The 16,079-nt window shown below is 38.4% G+C and carries 21 protein-coding genes; 15 read left to right on the forward strand and 6 right to left on the reverse strand.

The window, feature by feature from the left end:
• Window positions 1–23: 23 nt before the first annotated feature.
• Both C1G49_RS03160 and C1G49_RS11440 read left to right on the forward strand, forming a co-directional pair.
• Window positions 24–308 (forward strand): hypothetical protein, encoded by a 285-nt coding sequence (locus C1G49_RS03160; RefSeq protein ID WP_105124579.1) that lies wholly within the window; start codon window positions 24–26, stop codon window positions 306–308.
• 185 nt (window positions 309–493) lie between these two features.
• A complete protein-coding gene (locus C1G49_RS11440; RefSeq protein WP_330847369.1) occupies window positions 494–637 on the forward strand; it encodes an IS3 family transposase in 144 nt (47 codons plus the stop codon).
• Between the two features lie 87 nt (window positions 638–724).
• Here the strand turns inward: C1G49_RS11440 and C1G49_RS03165 are convergent, their stop codons facing one another.
• A complete protein-coding gene (locus C1G49_RS03165) occupies window positions 725–907 on the reverse strand; it encodes a 4-oxalocrotonate tautomerase (RefSeq protein WP_024413156.1) in 183 nt (60 codons plus the stop codon).
• A 133-nt stretch (window positions 908–1,040) separates the two neighbouring features.
• On the opposite strand from C1G49_RS03165, the gene C1G49_RS03170 reads away from it, so the two are divergent.
• The 12 genes from C1G49_RS03170 (at window position 1,041) to C1G49_RS03225 (ending at window position 11,118) form a co-directional block, all read left to right on the forward strand.
• A complete protein-coding gene (locus tag C1G49_RS03170) occupies window positions 1,041–2,363 on the forward strand; it encodes an excalibur calcium-binding domain-containing protein (RefSeq protein WP_105124580.1) in 1,323 nt (440 codons plus the stop codon).
• A 61-nt stretch (window positions 2,364–2,424) separates the two neighbouring features.
• On the forward strand, window positions 2,425–2,649 hold the full coding sequence (locus C1G49_RS03175) for a hypothetical protein (protein WP_105124581.1): 225 nt from the start codon (window positions 2,425–2,427) through the stop codon (window positions 2,647–2,649).
• A gap of 98 nt (window positions 2,650–2,747) precedes the next feature.
• Complete coding sequence (locus C1G49_RS03180; protein WP_105124582.1) at window positions 2,748–3,323, forward strand: thymidine kinase; 576 nt, start codon at window positions 2,748–2,750, stop codon at window positions 3,321–3,323.
• 369 nt (window positions 3,324–3,692) lie between these two features.
• Window positions 3,693–4,772: a peptide chain release factor 1 gene (gene prfA, locus C1G49_RS03185; protein ID WP_024400561.1), complete on the forward strand. Its 1,080-nt coding sequence runs from the start codon at window positions 3,693–3,695 to the stop codon at window positions 4,770–4,772.
• A complete protein-coding gene (gene prmC, locus C1G49_RS03190; protein WP_105124583.1) occupies window positions 4,772–5,605 on the forward strand; it encodes a peptide chain release factor N(5)-glutamine methyltransferase in 834 nt (277 codons plus the stop codon). The genes prfA and prmC overlap by 1 nt, the downstream gene beginning before the upstream one ends.
• Window positions 5,592–6,200 carry an L-threonylcarbamoyladenylate synthase gene (locus C1G49_RS03195; protein WP_161942071.1) on the forward strand — a complete coding sequence of 203 codons (609 nt, stop codon included), beginning with the start codon at window positions 5,592–5,594 and terminating at the stop codon, window positions 6,198–6,200. Before prmC ends, C1G49_RS03195 begins: the two co-directional genes overlap by 14 nt.
• Window positions 6,197–6,628 (forward strand): GNAT family N-acetyltransferase, encoded by a 432-nt coding sequence (locus C1G49_RS03200; RefSeq protein ID WP_105124584.1) that lies wholly within the window; start codon window positions 6,197–6,199, stop codon window positions 6,626–6,628. Before C1G49_RS03195 ends, C1G49_RS03200 begins: the two co-directional genes overlap by 4 nt.
• Before the next feature lie 23 nt (window positions 6,629–6,651).
• Entirely contained in the window at window positions 6,652–7,911 is a 1,260-nt protein-coding gene (gene glyA, locus C1G49_RS03205; RefSeq protein ID WP_105124585.1) for a serine hydroxymethyltransferase, read from the forward strand.
• Window positions 7,911–8,885, forward strand: coding sequence for a nucleoid-associated protein (locus tag C1G49_RS03210; RefSeq protein ID WP_105124586.1), 975 nt, complete (start codon window positions 7,911–7,913; stop codon window positions 8,883–8,885). Before glyA ends, C1G49_RS03210 begins: the two co-directional genes overlap by 1 nt.
• Window positions 8,886–9,485, forward strand: coding sequence for a lysozyme family protein (locus C1G49_RS03215; RefSeq protein ID WP_105124587.1), 600 nt, complete (start codon window positions 8,886–8,888; stop codon window positions 9,483–9,485).
• 85 nt (window positions 9,486–9,570) lie between these two features.
• Window positions 9,571–10,326, forward strand: a complete 756-nt coding sequence (locus C1G49_RS03220) for an SDR family NAD(P)-dependent oxidoreductase (protein WP_105124588.1) — start codon at window positions 9,571–9,573, stop codon at window positions 10,324–10,326.
• 9 nt (window positions 10,327–10,335) lie between these two features.
• Window positions 10,336–11,118 (forward strand): DUF6287 domain-containing protein, encoded by a 783-nt coding sequence (locus tag C1G49_RS03225; RefSeq protein WP_105124589.1) that lies wholly within the window; start codon window positions 10,336–10,338, stop codon window positions 11,116–11,118.
• A gap of 50 nt (window positions 11,119–11,168) precedes the next feature.
• On the opposite strand, the gene C1G49_RS03230 is transcribed toward C1G49_RS03225, so the two are convergent.
• From C1G49_RS03230 to C1G49_RS03250, 4 genes are all read right to left on the reverse strand, one after another.
• Window positions 11,169–12,017 carry a hypothetical protein gene (locus C1G49_RS03230; RefSeq protein WP_238595839.1) on the reverse strand — a complete coding sequence of 283 codons (849 nt, stop codon included), beginning with the start codon at window positions 12,015–12,017 and terminating at the stop codon, window positions 11,169–11,171.
• A 614-nt stretch (window positions 12,018–12,631) separates the two neighbouring features.
• On the reverse strand, window positions 12,632–13,942 hold the full coding sequence (locus C1G49_RS03240; RefSeq protein WP_024417955.1) for a tyrosine-type recombinase/integrase: 1,311 nt from the start codon (window positions 13,940–13,942) through the stop codon (window positions 12,632–12,634).
• Window positions 13,914–14,147, reverse strand: coding sequence for a DUF3173 domain-containing protein (locus tag C1G49_RS03245; RefSeq protein ID WP_050573319.1), 234 nt, complete (start codon window positions 14,145–14,147; stop codon window positions 13,914–13,916). The genes C1G49_RS03240 and C1G49_RS03245 overlap by 29 nt, the downstream gene beginning before the upstream one ends.
• Window positions 14,125–15,345 (reverse strand): Rep family protein, encoded by a 1,221-nt coding sequence (locus tag C1G49_RS03250; RefSeq protein ID WP_208571486.1) that lies wholly within the window; start codon window positions 15,343–15,345, stop codon window positions 14,125–14,127. Before C1G49_RS03250 ends, C1G49_RS03245 begins: the two co-directional genes overlap by 23 nt.
• A gap of 47 nt (window positions 15,346–15,392) precedes the next feature.
• Between C1G49_RS03250 and C1G49_RS03255 the strand changes: the two genes are divergently transcribed.
• Entirely contained in the window at window positions 15,393–15,638 is a 246-nt protein-coding gene (locus tag C1G49_RS03255) for a hypothetical protein (protein ID WP_238595840.1), read from the forward strand.
• A gap of 24 nt (window positions 15,639–15,662) precedes the next feature.
• On the opposite strand, the gene C1G49_RS03260 is transcribed toward C1G49_RS03255, so the two are convergent.
• Window positions 15,663–15,869 carry a helix-turn-helix domain-containing protein gene (locus tag C1G49_RS03260; protein WP_024406352.1) on the reverse strand — a complete coding sequence of 69 codons (207 nt, stop codon included), beginning with the start codon at window positions 15,867–15,869 and terminating at the stop codon, window positions 15,663–15,665.
• Window positions 15,870–16,079 lie beyond the last annotated feature (210 nt).

Raw genomic sequence — 16,079 nt, forward strand, 5'->3', positions numbered from 1 at the left:
TTGCACTTAGGAGGTAGAAACTAATGAAAGCAGACGAGTTTTGGTGGATTTATGAGAAGTGTTTTCGTCGATATGAGGGCCCAGGATTTAGTATTCATCAAACTCCATTAGGTGGAGATTGCGGATATTTTATGAAGGGTGTTTACCAAGACGAAGGCGTATGGAAAGTTGATGAGACCATAGAACGTAGCAGTTATCCTCATACTAGTTCTTTTGATAGTGAGGAAGCGTGTTTTCTCTTTCTTTATCAAGAAGCTAAATCAAATTTGAGCTATGAATTGGCATTTGGACGGCTAAAGAAAAGATAAACTGTTTTGAGAAGGGAGCGCTCACTTCCAACCGACTGATTTTGGACGAGCTTCCTTTTTTGATTTGCAAAATCTTTCCACTCTTTTTAGTCTTCTGTTATTTGTCTATTCTATATAAAAAGTTTTCGAAAATGAACATTATTTTTATGCAAAAAACCTCTCGACTATCCTGATATACTCCCCTTATAGTGGACAGTGAAAAAACAAAAATTTTCACTAGAAACTATAAAGGGACCTTTGAGGAGTTGGTTTCAGATATTGATGGCTACATCTATTTTTACAATAATGAACATTTTCAAGAACACAACAATGGCCTTGCCCCTCTTTGAACGAGGGACAAGGCCATTGTTTAATCTTTTATTATTTCAATGTCCACTATAGGGAGAGTATATCACTGTGCAAGAGTGGGTTTCTGCTTATTTTCGTTTCATTTCGCCGTGTGGGAAGTAAGTTCCTTCTTTCATATCGTTGATAAAGACATGAATGGCTTCTTTTGGAGCATTGGTATTGCGTGATACCACCTCAGTCACTTCACGCGCAAGAGCGATTTTTTGCTCCTCTGTGCGACCTTCAAATAAATCAATACGTACAAATGGCATAGCTAACCTCCGAATAATTTTTGTATATTTTACCATAGTTTTTTACAATATCCAAGAATTTTTCTAGAAATTATTGTAAGACTATTTTCTACATGTTATAATAATCACATAAAAATATTTGAGGTTAGAGAATATGTTTAATAGATGGTCAAATCACTCAAATCATTTGGAATCTATTCCGAGAATTAAAAAAATTTTGAATCGCAAGACTGCAATTGCCATTGGAGGTTTAGGAATTACAACAGTTGTTGGCGGTCAGTTAATGACAGCTGAGTTACCTATGAAAGATCAGATTTATGATAAATCTATTGAGGTAGTCCTTAAACAGTTTGAAGAAGCTGGGTTTGAAAAAGTTGAAACCATTAAAATAAGCAATATTGAATATGGCGAGAATATTGATGATACTTTTGTGAAGATTGTATCTGTTGATGGGGAGGATTGGAAAGAAGGAAGAGTTTTGAAATCGACTCCCGTTACAATCACCTATCATGGTGCTACTGATGATGCAGTAGAATTAGCATTTTCTTCACAGAAACTTTCGGAAATCGAGGAGAAATTGGATGATGCAGGATTCGAGAATGTGAGTAAGAGTCCAATACTTTTAGTAGAGAAAGGCAATATTGATAAAAAAGACACAGTAGATAAGATTGAGATCGGTTCATCGACCTACACAAGTGGATACTTTTACTCTAAAAAACTTCCAATTACAATTACTTATTTTGATGTCAGTCCAGATAATATTGAATTTCCAACAACTCTTGATACAACTGGAAATAGGAAGGAGTTGGAAAAACAGCTAACCACTGCAGGTTTTTCAAATGTAAAATGGACTGCAGTAGCTGATAAGGATAAAACCAAGCATGAGAAAATAAATAAAATTACAATAAATGGTGAGAATATAGAAAATCTTTCAAATATCGAAACTGTCGTTAAAAAACAAATCCCTATCGAAGTTACTTACTCAGATTTTTCTAGCTTTGCTGAATTACCGGTCTCTCTAACGACAACCACTGTAGCAGATACCAGGCAACTATTTACAAACAATGGCTTTGATCAGGTATCTGAGACCTCAATTGAAACCAATGAAATAGGTAAGAATGGCCAAATTCAGAGTGTGGAAATTAATGGAAAGAACTTTAACGAAATAAATGATAAAGTTATCAGAAAAGATAGTGACATTGTCATTAAGTATTGGAATGCCGAAAAGGCAATCGTTGAGAAAGCACGTAAAGAAGAAGAGGCTAGACTTGCTGCTGAAGCACAAAAAGCAGCTCAAGCTCAGTCCCAAACACAATATCAAACTCAAATTCAACAATTCGCAGGAACATCGGCTGGAACTGTGTATTACAAAAATTGTACAGACGCTCGAAATGCTGGAGCAGCCCCTGTACGGATTGGTGATCCAGGATATGCACCACACTTAGATCGTGATGGTGATGGGATTGGTTGTGAATAGGAAAGTATTGACATCGCTTACATTTCGTGCTATTCTACACGTACATAGGAGGTGCTGGCTTATGAACTATGTTTATCGTATGATGTTTTCATTCCTGCTTGCCGGTCTGTTTTTGTATCTAGTGGCAACTGTTTTTGCCAAAAGTATATGGCAAGGCCCGTTATTGATCACATTCTCCTTCTTCAGCTTAATCTATGGATGTGTCATGCTATACAAGTGGAAACCAAAAGCTGCTAAAATTATTTTTGAGTGTGTCGGAAATTTCTTATCATTACCTTGGTCCTAATATCAAACAAGCTCAAATCGGGCTTGTTTTTCTGTTTCCTAAATGGTCAAATTATGATAAAATGGAAGGAGTGAAATTTTAAGATTGGAAAGTGAAAAGTGGCTCAATTATACTATAAATATGGGACGATGAATTCTGGCAAAACCATTGAAATTCTTAAAGTTGCCCATAACTATGAAGAGCAGGGTAAGCCTGTCGTCATTATGACTTCTGCCTTGGATACCCGCGATGCCTTTGGTGTTGTTTCAAGTCGTATTGGTATGCGACGTGAAGCAGTAGCAATTGATGATGAGATGGACATCTTTGGTTACATTCAGAAAATGGAACCTCGTCCTTATTGTGTTCTAATTGATGAAGCTCAATTCCTTCGACGCCACCATGTCTATGACTTGGCACGAGTGGTGGATGAATTAGATGTACCCGTTATGGCTTTCGGTCTTAAAAATGATTTCCGAAATGAACTCTTTGAAGGTTCCCAACACTTGTTGCTGTTGGCCGATAAGTTGGATGAAATTAAAACAATCTGCCAATATTGTTCCAAGAAAGCCACTATGGTTTTGCGAACGCAAGATGGTAAGCCAACCTATGAAGGCGCTCAAATTCAAATCGGTGGAAATGAAACCTACATCCCAGTTTGCCGCAAACATTACTTTTCACCGGAAATTGAGATGTAGCGCAAGTAAACCATCTATCGAAAGAATGAACACGTGCTAGAAACTGTGCCTGTTTCATGACCTATATATTACAGAAATGAATTGAACACGCCCTACAAGCTGTGTCAAAAAGATAATTTCTCCAAGTGTTTGTAACTCTTGGTCGAAATTCCTATTTTGACTGTGCTTGCTTAACGGGCTTTGTATCTTAATAGAACTGCACACGCCCTACAAGCTAACTTGAAGTGTGTTCTTTCCAAATTTTTAGAAAGGAACTGAATTCGGGCTACGAACTGTGCAAAAAAGATAGTTTTTCCTAGGACGCTTTCGTCCTTCGTCAAAACTCCTATTTTTGCTTTGTTCGTTTAACGCCCTTAATATCTTAAAATTATGAACATCTACGATCAATTACAGGCGGTGGAAGATCGCTACGAGGAACTTGGTGAATTGTTGTCTGACCCTGATGTAGTCAGCGATACCAAGCGTTTTATGGAGTTGTCCAAAGAAGAAGCGGCAACTCGTGATACAGTAACAGCCTACCGTGAATATAAGAATGTACTTCAAAACATTGTCGATGCAGAAGAAATGATTAAAGAATCTTCTGGCGATGCTGACTTGGAGGAAATGGCTAAGGAAGAACTTAAACAAGCAAAAGCTGACAAAGAAGCATATGAAGAAAAGTTGAAAATCCTTCTCTTGCCAAAAGACCCTAATGATGACAAAAACATCATCTTGGAAATCCGTGGTGCTGCAGGTGGTGACGAGGCTGCCCTCTTTGCTGGTGATCTTTTGACCATGTACCAAAAATATGCAGAAGGTCAAGGCTGGCGTTTTGAAGTCATGGAGGCTTCTTACAATGGTGTCGGCGGTATCAAGGAAGTGGTTGCCATGGTCTCTGGTCAATCCGTTTATTCAAAACTCAAGTATGAATCAGGAGCTCACCGTGTCCAACGTGTCCCTGTGACAGAAAGCCAAGGTCGTGTCCACACCTCAACAGCGACTGTCCTCATCATGCCAGAAGTCGAAGAAGTGGAATATGACATCGATCCAAAAGACCTCCGTGTTGATATCTACCACGCATCTGGTGCTGGTGGACAGAACGTCAACAAGGTTGCGACTGCCGTACGTATCGTTCACTTGCCAACAAATATCAAGGTGGAAATGCAGGAAGAACGGACCCAGCAGAAAAACCGTGAAAAAGCTATGAAGATTATCCGTGCCCGTGTAGCTGACCACTTTGCACAAATTGCCCAAGATGAGCAGGATGCAGAGCGTAAATCTACCATCGGTACTGGTGACCGTTCAGAGCGTATCCGTACTTACAACTTCCCACAAAACCGTGTGACAGACCACCGTATCGGCTTGACCTTGCAGAAGCTCGATACCATCTTGTCGGGTAAGATGGACGAAGTTGTTGATGCCCTTGTTCTCTACGATCAAACGCAAAAACTGGAAGAGCTTAACAAATAATGAATTACGCTCAATTATTTGCAGCATACGAAGAAGAATTAGTAGCAATAGGTGAAGAGGCAGAGTCCCTGTCCTTCACCTTTCGAGGCTTAAAAGGACTGAATTTTACGGAATTTCTCCTCTTGCTCCGACAGGAAGTTAGTACAGCTGACCAAGAGCTACTGAACCATATTTTTCAGCAACTCTCCCAGCACCGACCTGCCCAGTACATTGTCGGCAAGGCTGATTTTCACGACTTAGAGTTTGCGGTGGACGAGCGGGTTTTAATTCCAAGACCAGAAACGGAAGAATTGGTCGATTTGATTTTGCAGGAAAATAGCAGAGCAGGTTTGCGTATCTTAGATATCGGTACAGGAAGCGGTGCCATTGCGATCTCTCTTGCAAAAGCTAGACCTGATTGGGAAGTGGTAGCAGTAGATATCTCAGAAGATGCCTTGGCAGTGGCTCAGGAAAATGCAAGAACTAATCAGGTTTCTGTTCAATTCATACAGTCGGATGTCTTGCAAGCTGTGACAGGTCAATTTGATATCATTGTTTCCAATCCACCTTATATCTCACCAGACGACAAGGACGAAGTTGGAGCCAATGTTTTAGCATCGGAACCACATTTAGCCCTGTTCGCAGAAGAAAATGGGCTGGCCATCTATCGACAAATTGCGGAACAGGCAGGGACATTTTTGAAGGAAAATGGAAAACTCTACTTTGAAATTGGCTACAAGCAAGGGCAGGCCTTAACAGACTTACTGGCCCTGTATTTTCCCGAAAAGCGTGTTCGCGTTATAAAAGACCAATTCGGTCAGGATAGAAAGGTTGTGGCAGATGACAATGGATAAACTCCGAACAATCCTCGAAAGTGGTGGGGCTGTTGTTTTGCCGACTGAAACTGTCTATGGCCTCTTTGCCCAAGCCTTGAATGAAGATGCAGTCAATCGTGTTTATCAGTTGAAACAACGTCCTAGGGACAAGGCCATGAACTTAAATGTTTCAAATCTGAACGATATCTATTTTTTCAGTCAAAATCCACCCTTTTTTCTGGAGAAACTGTATAATAGATTTATGCCAGGACCACTAACGATTATCCTGAAAGCGAACGAAAAAGTTCCTTTTTGGGTTAATTCTGGACTGGATACTGTTGGATTTCGTCTTCCCAATCACGAACAAACCTTACGTTTGATTTCAGAGACTGGCCCACTCATTGGACCGTCCGCCAATATTTCAGGAAACGAAAGCGGCAAGAAGTTTTCGGACATCCAGGCACAATTTTCAGTTGATTTGCCTGGCATTGAGGATGACCAAGCTCTGACAGGCATTGATTCAACGATTTTGGACCTTTCTGGACAGAAAGCGCGGATTTTGCGCCAGGGAGCGATTAGTCGCGAAGAGATTCAGAAAGCTATTCCTGAAATAGAATTTGAGGTAGTTTTATGATTCGCCCCATTGAGAAAGGTGACTTGGTAGTCATCCGAGAAATCAATGCTCAATCCTTAGGGTATGATTGTTCATTTGAACAAACTGAGCGACAGTTTTTTAGATGCACGAGCACATTGGGGTATATCTTGTTGGTCTATATAGATGACATAAGTGGCGCAGTGCAAGGTTACATTCACGCACAAGTCTATGAAAGTCTCTATTCAGATACAGGCCTCAATATTCTCGGACTAGCTGTTTTGCCTAGTCATCAAGGACAAGGGATTGGAGCAAGCCTGCTGAAAGCCGTTGAGCAAATTGCACAGAAAGAGGGCTACCATTTTATTCGCCTCAATTCTGCTGAAAGTCGTCTCCAAGCCCATCTTTTCTACGAAAAGAATGGCTATCACTCCGATAAAATGCAGAAGCGTTTTATCAAGCACATTTAGCCCAATACAAAGGAGTACCGCACATGATTTTTGACAAAGTTGATTACAAAGATTTCGACAAAGAAGTTTGGCAAGCTATTCAAGCTGAAGAAAAACGCCAACAAAATAATATCGAGTTGATCGCGTCTGAAAACGTTGTTTCTAAAGCAGTTATGGCTGCTCAAGGTTCTATTTTGACCAACAAATATGCTGAAGGTTACCCAGGTCGTCGTTACTATGGCGGTACGGAATGCGTCGATGTCATCGAAAGCCTTGCCATTGAACGTGCAAAGGAAATCTTTGGTGCTCAGTATGCCAACGTTCAGCCACACTCAGGTAGCCAAGCCAACTGTGCTGCATACATGGCCTTGATTGAACCAGGCGACACAGTGATGGGGATGGACTTGTCAGCTGGTGGTCACTTGACACACGGTGCTGCAGTTAGCTTCTCTGGACAAACCTACAATTTCGTTGCTTACAATGTAGATGAAGAGACCGGTTTGCTAGATTACGATGCGATTTTAGAGCAAGCCAAAGAAGTGCAGCCTAAATTGATTGTCGCAGGTGCTTCAGCTTATGCCCGTACCATTGATTTCGCAAAATTCCGTGAAATCGCAGATGCAGTTGGTGCTAAATTGATGGTGGACATGGCCCATATTGCTGGTCTTGTAGCTGCTGGTCTCCATCCAAACCCAGTTCCCCACGCTCATATCACAACAACAACAACCCACAAAACCCTTCGTGGGCCTCGTGGTGGTTTGATTTTGACCAATGATGAGGCCCTCATCAAGAAAATCAATTCAGCCATCTTCCCTGGTATCCAAGGTGGTCCACTTGAGCACGTTATCGCTGCGAAAGCTGTTTCCTTCAAGGAAGTATTGGACCCAGCCTTTAAAGATTACGCTCAAAAGATTATTGACAACAGCAAGGCTATGGCAGAAGTCTTCCTTGCCAACCCGAATTTCAAGGTCATCACAGGTGGCACAGACAACCATCTCTTCTTGGTTGATGTAACAAAAGTTGTTGAGAACGGTAAGGTTGCACAGCATCTCTTGGATGAAGTCAATATCACTCTTAATAAAAACTCCATTCCTTACGAAAAACTCTCACCATTCAAAACAAGCGGTATCCGTATCGGTGCGGCTGCTATCACAGCCCGCGGTTTTGGAGTGGAAGAAGCGCGTAAGGTTGCTGAATTGACAATCAAAGCCCTTGAAAATGCAGAAAATGAAGCAGTTTTAGAAGAAGTTCGTCAAGAAGTACGCGCTTTGACAGAACGCTTCCCACTTTATGAAGGTTTATAATGGATATATTTGTAAAAAAAGCTATTATACATCAATTTAGTCCTGATGATACAGAGCTGGTCCTTGCCGACCAGCTTTTGACTGTCAGCCCAAAGATAGAAGAATACTTGCGCAAGAAAATCGAGCGTGTTTTTTCTGATGAAGCAAAAACTGGACAGTTTGAGCCAGACAATCCTTTTCTTGATTACTTACAAGAAGATTTACTGACCAATTCTGTCAAAATTGCTGGTCTCTGGAAAGAAGAATTTTCCATTTCTGAAAATCTCAAGACCAATGATTTAATCTTTATCGAGTTTGAACGAAATGGTGTGGAGCATTTCGCCTTTCTAAGGATCGCCTTGCGTGAAAACCTTGCTCACGTTGGTTCAGAAAGCGATAGCCCGCTAAAAATCACTCAAAACAATCTGCCAGGAGCAGGTTCTACGCCAGATGAAGCCTTAATCATCAATCTACAGACACGCAAGTATTATTTGATTGAAAAGAGGATTAAGCACAACGGTGCCTTTCTTCATTACTTTTCAGATAATCTCTTGCAGGTCACGCCAGCCATTTCTGCCAAGAAATCCATCAAGGCAGTTGAGCAGACCGCACAAAAGATTGCGGACAATTTTCACCAAGGAGATTTCCAATTTCAGTCCAAGGTCAAGTCTGCTATTTTCAACAATTTAGAAGAAGATAATGAACTTTCTCCTGAAAAATTGGCAGACCAACTTTTTGATAACAATCTAACTGCCCGTTTGAATTTTGTTGATCAATTAAAAGAAGTCATTCCAGATAAGATTTCCTTCGATGAGATTGACAACAGTCGTCAACTGAAGAAGTTTGAAAATCAAAAATTATCCCTTTCAAATGGCATTGAGTTGATTGTTCCTAATGCCGTCTATCAAGACGCTGAATCTGTAGAGTTTATCCAAAATGATAATGGAACTTATTCCATTCTAATCAAAAATATCGAAGACATAAAGAGCAAATAAATGAAAAAACTAATAAGAGCGATTAGCCTTATCGCCCTTGTTTTTCTACTAGTAAAAACCTTCCAGACCTATCAGGATGTCAAGCAAGTTATGACCTATCAGGCTATGGTTCAAGAAGTTCTAGCAGAGAACGATACCAGGGCCAATGAAGAACTTGTCTTGGCAATGATTTACACAGAAACCAAGGGGAGAGAAGCAGATGTTATGCAGTCCAGTGAATCTGCAACAGGCTATACAAATACCATTACAGATAGTAAGGAAAGTATCCGCCAAGGAATAGTCTATTTATCAGAAAATTTACGCTTAGCAGAGGAAAAAGGAGTTGAGGTCTGGACTGCTGTCCAAGCCTACAATTTCGGACCTGCTTATATTGATTTTGTGGCTGAAAACGGCGGCGAGCATACCCTAGCTCTAGCTGAAGAATATTCAAAAACAGTAGTAGCTCCTAGTCTTGGAAATACAAGTGGAGAAACCTATACCTATTATCATCCAATTGCCCTCCTCCACGGTGGCAAACTCTATGTAAATGGTGGAAATATTTACTACGCCAGACAGGTTCGCTTTAATATGCACCTGATGCGTTTGATGAACATCTTTTAACAATCGAGAAAATTTCTTGGTTGTTTTTATTTTCCTGCTAAAAAATGATATAATGATTGTATAGACAGAATGAGGAATGATCGATATGAGAAATTGTATGGTTACTGGTGCAACCAGTGGCATTGGAAAAGCCATCGCCTACGCTTTCGCTAAGAACGGTGATAATGTCATTATTACTGGTCGCAGAAAAGATAAATTAGATGACATCAAATGTGATCTTGAAGAAAAATACGGGGTGCAGGTTTACGTATACTCTTTTGATGTTAGAGAAAACGACCAAGTTATTGCTTCTTGTCAAAAGATACTGCAAGAAGTGGGACAGGTTCATATCTTGGTGAACAATGCAGGTCTAGCCTTGGGCTTGGATAAATTTCAAGACTATGACTTAACCGACATGATGACCATGATCGATACCAATATTAAGGGCTTGTTAACTGTTACACGTCAGATATTGCCCCAGATGGTTGCACACAACGAAGGGCATATCATCAATATTGGCTCTACTGCTGGGATTTATGCCTATGCTGGCGCAGCGGTCTATGCTGCTACAAAATCAGCGGTTAAGGTGCTGTCAGATGGCATTCGGATTGATACAATCGATAAAGATATCAAGGTCACAACCCTGCAACCTGGTATTGTTGAAACTGACTTTAGTCAGATTCGTTTCCATGGTGATAAGGAAAGGGCAGCAGGAGTTTACCAAGGGATTGATGCCCTACAAGCTGAAGATATTGCCAATTGTACCCTGTTTGTATCTAATCAGCCTCAGCATGTACAAATCTCAGATATGACCATTATGGCTACTAAACAGGCCACTGGTTTTACCATTCATAGAGAATAGGAGAACAAGATGAAAAAGAATTATCGCCTAATTTTAGTAAGTATTTTGACTTTGTCAACTCTTTTTGCATGTAGTCCAAATAAAAATCAAGTAAGTTCTAGTTCAGCGACAAGTTCGACTACTACTAGTAGTGAAAATAGCACTTCAAGTTCTTTTAGTAGTGATAACACAACCTCTACTTCAGTAGAGATGGATGCAATATTATCTATGGATATTGATTCTTTAATGCAAGGAAACTATGATAGCATTATTGGAACCTGGCAAAATAGCAGTGGAGAAACTCTCGTCTTTAATATAAAAGGATTGGTTGATGAAAGCCAAAATTTGTTGGGACGAGGAAAAATTACGGATGGTATTTTTGAAACGGGCTACATTGATAATAATATCGGTGAAGTTAGTTTAATGATGGTCCCTAAGGATACTATTCTCAGCCAGTCCCTTTATTCAGCTGGGGCTGATCCAACCGACACAACACGGGATCGTATTTTGACTAAGGTTGGAGAGGCAGAACTGGATGTGGATGCCTTTTACCGTGTCAGCAATACGTCTAGCGAGGGTATAGATCCTCTCAAGAATACAGAAACTGGTATTCAACTAGAAAGCGGTCCAAAGACCATCGAATATGCTAATTCTATTCTTGGTGAGAATAATTGGCGAGTAATAGAAGGGAATTATACACGGACGGAAACCATTCCATATAATGTCTTAGAAGGCAATGACAACACTCACTATTCTGTCTATCAAAATGGTGTGATTGTCAATGCTAATTATCAGATTGTCTATCAACCCTAGGGATAGGTACACATCTTGGCATCATAAGGCTGGGCTCATTAAGCTCAGCCTTATTTTATGCGCAATTTGGCTGCTTGCTTTTGTTTTTCGATGATACTGAGGAAAGCGGCGAATTCTGTGTCTAACCGCTTTTGGTAGGTTTTATTTTGTATGATGAGATTATCCAAGAAAATGGGAAAGGAGCCTTTCTTATAAAGTTCTCCTTGGAAAAAGTAGCGTTCAGACAGCTTATCTACCGAAACTATCGATGAGCGCCATCGACTTTTTCTGGAATGAGATGGTTTCCAGGATATTTTTAACTGTTTCTCGTAAAAATACCAGCCCATGATATAGATTTTTGTTTCTCGATTTCTTTTATTGTCCTTGTAGTAACAAGGTACAGCATAGACATTTCCTCTATTTGTCTGTAAAAATGGATGAAAATCTCTAATTTTTTCGTATTCTTTACGGGGTACCAGATTTAATTGACTGGTCTTGTCAATTTTCTTCTCATCAATGGTATAGGAATAGCGGTAGGGGTCATAAATCGTTGAACGTTCACGTAGTCGATACTGCTCTGCTATTTCCTTAAAAACAGATAGGTGTCCGTAATGTTCAACTAAGTTAGCAAGGGCAATCCCCCTCTGATTGCTATTTTTCTCTATGGTAAGGATTTGGCAAGTAGGCCAGGTGCTGACAGGAACAGCCCCCAAACCAACCAAAAGATTGTCTTTATGAAAATGACTAGCAAAACGTGCCTCGTGAGTGTGACCAACTTCACTATTCAAATCAACAAATACAGCTTGACCATTCTGTTCAAAAACAACTATATAATTTTCAGGACCTCCCCAATTTTCACTAATAGGCAGGTTATAAAAATGATGAAAATGGGGTAATGCCAGCAATTTTCCAAGTGTCATAGTTTTCATATGATTAGTATAGCAAAAAATATATTTCAAATCCAGACAAAAGTTTAATTTGTTAAACGGTTATGTAGAAGATATCCCCTGTTTGAAGAACAATAGGGGATGACTTGTATATTATTCCTGTTTTTTATTAAGTTGCCTTGGCTCAAAACCTTCGAAGATTTGGAAGTCAAACATAGATCTGTTCTTTTCATACTCTTCTGGATTTTTGACTGTGTAGCAGACCAAGAGAATGCCAAAGACTGACTTCATCAGTCGTAAGCTAAGATTGTTTTGATAGAGATGGTCATAGGCCACAAAGTCTGGTCTAGCTATTACATTGGACAGCAATGAAGCAAGTAGAAATAGGGAAAATTTAGTTACAAGAAACCCGTAGAAATTAGCTTTCTACGGGTTGTAGTTATTCTTTCTTCTATAGTGCCGGGTAAAACAGTCTATCCCCAGACAACGACGCTCTTTCGTTTTTAAGCATCGGGTAAATTAGTCTTGATGGACTGGCTGATAGAGCCTATCCCCAGGCTCAGCGACGCTCTTTTATTTTTAGGCGTCGGGTAAAACAGTCTATCCCCAGACTGTTTTACTCCCACTCAATTGAAACAGGTATCCTCCTATCCCTTGTGGGACAAGGGATTAGAAGTAGTATATACATCAAAGGGGGGTGTTTTAGGGGGGATTGATTTTTTCATATGTTGGTTTCCATTAAATTTTACTCTAGTTTCATGTGCAGTTTGTATGTTAATTGCATTAGTGAGTAACTGGGCTATCTCTTTATCAGCACCACTGTACAAGTGAGCATAGTGACGCAAAGTTATCTCAGGACTTGAATGTCCTAATCTCTTTGAAAGCGCAAGAATAGAAGCTTTTAACTCATTTAAAACATAGCTTGCATGACTATGTCTTAGACCTTTAGGTTGAATCCTACGAACGCCCGCAAGCTCTGCATATCTATTTAATATTCGATTTATTGTTGACTTTATCATAGGGTAACCATCGTAAGTAAATATAAAGTCATTTTCTTTACCAAGTCCTATTTGAGTTTGTATTTCTCGCCATTGTCTCAATATACTGACAGTTGTATCATCTAATTCAATGATTCTTTTGCCATCATCTGTTTTTGTATATTCTTTTCTAATGTATTTTTTTCTTGATTGAACCTCAAGCATGTGGTGGATGCGTAATTGTTGTTGCTCAAATGCAATATCACTCCAAAACAAAGCAGTTCCTTCATTAACTCGAATACCAGTCGTATAATATAAATATAGCATTACAAAACACAAATGTTCATATACATCATCTAGGCATATTTGTTGCAAGACTAACTCGAATTCCGTCCTTGTCCAATAAGGGACAATTTGCTTTCCTTTCGGAATTGCCTTTACTTTTTTTGAAATATTGTATTCAAGAAAATTTCTCTCGACAGCTTTATCAAGTGTTTTACGAAACATACCAAAAACTAGGGAAGCATATGATTGACTGTAACCTGAGCCTCCATTGTTTTCATCTGTCAGTAGCCAAATCTTAAAATTATCAACATCGGTCACGCTTATTTCACGTAGTTTTATATCACCAAATTTTTCAATAATAAGTTGTAAAGCTGGATATCTAGTATTAAACGTTGAGGTCTCGACATATGAACGATAGTAAGGTATATATACTGTGTCCATAAATTCTCGATACTTCATATGATAAAAAGAATAGCCATCTACCTTATGATACTCTCTTTTTATTCTAGTAACTTCTTTATGTGCTTGAAGAGCTGATGTAAAGATATTCCCGAATCTATCTTTTGATTTTTTCCTCCTTATTCTCTCACCTGTTGCTTTGTCTGTACCTAACTCAATCTGGTAAAAAAATTTACCTGACTTTAGGTCCTTGTAAACACCTGGATACTTAGTCTTTTGTTGGGTTTTGTTTGCCATTCTCTTCTGTCTCCTCTGAAATTGTTACTCCAATAAAAGATTCGACAGCAGAAGCTGGAACAATACCAAGTCTCTTGTTATTATACAAATAATAACCTTGATTGACAAGGTTCAGCTTAACTTGTTTGATAATGCCTGTGGCTTGGTATTTTGTAAACCCCATCTTTATAAGATGGGATTTTTCAATCATTCTGTCTGTCATCATCTTCCTCCTGTGAAATTTTGAGAGTCATTTCTTTATATTTGTTATAAACATCTGAATTAAATTCAATTTTATCTTTATCGGACTCGTAGTAAGGATTGTCTATTCGCTCATATTCTACATATTTATTTTTTTCGTTATCGAATTTGTATGTAATAATAGATTTATCAGTTACTTCTTGAAGCAGTGTAATCCGTCTAATGAGCTGAATCACAGTGTCAATTTTCTTATCAAAGCCAGCTTGTTTACTAATTGATTCATAAAATTGAAAAGGTGAAAATGGGGTGTTTATTATTATTGTCGTCGCAATAATTGGTTTATCAAAGAAACGGCTGGAAGCAGTAGCATCAGCATTGAATGGGTCAATAATAAGTAAGAAATCAGCGTAATTAAAATTTCCTCCTCGACCTGGACGAATTTCCTCAATTATAATTGTTTCTTGTGAACCAACGTTTTGAAAAGGGTCACGAGAAGAGCCTGTAGTATAGAATGGTTTTCCAAGTGATTTTGCAAAGTGCTTGCATAATCTCGATTTTCCAGTTCCAGATGGACCATAAAGCCAAATAATTTCTCTCTTAAACCCATTTTTTAGTGCATTTTCTTTCCAATTTTCAAAATCAATTTCTGTTCGTCTTTTCTTAGCTTTTGAAAATTCTCTATCGTATTTCACAAGTGTATATCCATCAACCTCTTTAATTGCTTCGTCGAATGTTATATCTCCAGCGATTATTTTATTTATGAGATTTCGGACAACATTGATTGTTTTTTCTTTTCTAGAGTTAGAGTGGATTTTTGACTCAATACTCTCGATTCTTTCAGCATAGTCAAAATTTGCGATAACTTCATCTACTGAATATTGATATTTTTCACTTGCATCCTCCGTCCGATGGATTAAGTAAGAATAAGCATTGTTTACTTTACCTTTCCAGGCTTCGAAAAAGTTCGCTCGAAGCTCAAATCCATTTTGAGAAAGCTTGTTGATGATTGAATTTAACCAAATTGCATTTTTAAATCTAATGATGATATGAAAATGTGGTTCTGAATCAGTATCTTTATCGTGAATAATACCAGCTATTTCAAATGGATTCAGTGTTTCTTGAAATAATTTGATTATTTCTTCCAATTTTTTTATTGAGAGGCTTTCTACTGTTGAACAGAACATATAAGCAGTATGTCGAATTGAGGGTACCTTTTCTGACATTTTTCTCTTTTTCTTCATTTTATTCCTTTCAAATCTTGACAATGACAATGTATGATTTAATAGATGAATATTTAGGAAAAGCAATTGATTATAGCAAATATTCGAATGATTTTGAAAAGTCCATTATTCAATTATTACTTAAGGTTGAAGAAGCACTCGCAATTACAGATAATAGTGATAAATTGTATCTAGATATTAAAAAGAAACTTCAGCAGTCCAAGGAGGATTGCCTTGAATATGCCAAAATTATTGATATGAGATTAAAAAATTTCTTAGAAAACCGAATATACTAAAAGCCAAGCGATTGTGCTTGGCTTTTAGTATTCATCTAGTTCATGTTTGATTACGTCTTCAACATTACATTCAAGGATTTCACATAATTTATCAATTGTTTTTGTTGTTATTGGTTCACCTAATTTCATTCGATGTAACGTATGTGCGGAAATTTTTTCAACCTTGATTAAATAATATTCTGAAATTCCTCTTTTATTCAAAGTCTCATAGAAGGGTTTATATGAAATCATGTTATTACTCGCTCTTAAATTCTCTTATATAAACAATATGGTAACATTACCAACATATTGACTATATTCAATTTATTGAGTATAATTTTAGATAATAAATGTAGATAAAACATCTACTGTTTTGAAACAGACTAAAAACAGTGATTACGCAGATAAATAAATACGTTAGATTAATTCCTACCAGTGACTAATCTTATGACTTTTTAAACA

The organism is Streptococcus suis, from assembly GCF_002960625.1.
In the GTDB taxonomy this organism is placed as follows: Bacteria; Bacillota; Bacilli; order Lactobacillales; family Streptococcaceae; genus Streptococcus; species Streptococcus suis_T.

What these genes read in the sequence shown, in the direction of transcription:
- C1G49_RS03160 (WP_105124579.1), top strand. Translation starts at nt 24, where the DNA reads ATGAAAGCAGACGAGTTTTGGTGGATTTATGAGAAGTGTTTTCGTCGA.
- C1G49_RS03165 (WP_024413156.1), bottom strand. Translation starts at nt 907, where the DNA reads ATGCCATTTGTACGTATTGATTTATTTGAAGGTCGCACAGAGGAGCAA.
- C1G49_RS03170 (WP_105124580.1), top strand. Translation starts at nt 1,041, where the DNA reads ATGTTTAATAGATGGTCAAATCACTCAAATCATTTGGAATCTATTCCG.
- C1G49_RS03175 (WP_105124581.1), top strand. Translation starts at nt 2,425, where the DNA reads ATGAACTATGTTTATCGTATGATGTTTTCATTCCTGCTTGCCGGTCTG.
- prfA (WP_024400561.1), top strand. Translation starts at nt 3,693, where the DNA reads ATGAACATCTACGATCAATTACAGGCGGTGGAAGATCGCTACGAGGAA.
- prmC (WP_105124583.1), top strand. Translation starts at nt 4,772, where the DNA reads ATGAATTACGCTCAATTATTTGCAGCATACGAAGAAGAATTAGTAGCA.
- C1G49_RS03195 (WP_161942071.1), top strand. Translation starts at nt 5,592, where the DNA reads ATGACAATGGATAAACTCCGAACAATCCTCGAAAGTGGTGGGGCTGTT.
- C1G49_RS03200 (WP_105124584.1), top strand. Translation starts at nt 6,197, where the DNA reads ATGATTCGCCCCATTGAGAAAGGTGACTTGGTAGTCATCCGAGAAATC.
- glyA (WP_105124585.1), top strand. Translation starts at nt 6,652, where the DNA reads ATGATTTTTGACAAAGTTGATTACAAAGATTTCGACAAAGAAGTTTGG.
- C1G49_RS03210 (WP_105124586.1), top strand. Translation starts at nt 7,911, where the DNA reads ATGGATATATTTGTAAAAAAAGCTATTATACATCAATTTAGTCCTGAT.
- C1G49_RS03215 (WP_105124587.1), top strand. Translation starts at nt 8,886, where the DNA reads ATGAAAAAACTAATAAGAGCGATTAGCCTTATCGCCCTTGTTTTTCTA.
- C1G49_RS03220 (WP_105124588.1), top strand. Translation starts at nt 9,571, where the DNA reads ATGAGAAATTGTATGGTTACTGGTGCAACCAGTGGCATTGGAAAAGCC.
- C1G49_RS03225 (WP_105124589.1), top strand. Translation starts at nt 10,336, where the DNA reads ATGAAAAAGAATTATCGCCTAATTTTAGTAAGTATTTTGACTTTGTCA.
- C1G49_RS03230 (WP_238595839.1), bottom strand. Translation starts at nt 12,017, where the DNA reads ATGACACTTGGAAAATTGCTGGCATTACCCCATTTTCATCATTTTTAT.
- C1G49_RS03240 (WP_024417955.1), bottom strand. Translation starts at nt 13,942, where the DNA reads ATGGCAAACAAAACCCAACAAAAGACTAAGTATCCAGGTGTTTACAAG.
- C1G49_RS03245 (WP_050573319.1), bottom strand. Translation starts at nt 14,147, where the DNA reads ATGATGACAGACAGAATGATTGAAAAATCCCATCTTATAAAGATGGGG.
- C1G49_RS03250 (WP_208571486.1), bottom strand. Translation starts at nt 15,345, where the DNA reads ATGTCAGAAAAGGTACCCTCAATTCGACATACTGCTTATATGTTCTGT.
- C1G49_RS03255 (WP_238595840.1), top strand. Translation starts at nt 15,393, where the DNA reads ATGTATGATTTAATAGATGAATATTTAGGAAAAGCAATTGATTATAGC.
- C1G49_RS03260 (WP_024406352.1), bottom strand. Translation starts at nt 15,869, where the DNA reads ATGATTTCATATAAACCCTTCTATGAGACTTTGAATAAAAGAGGAATT.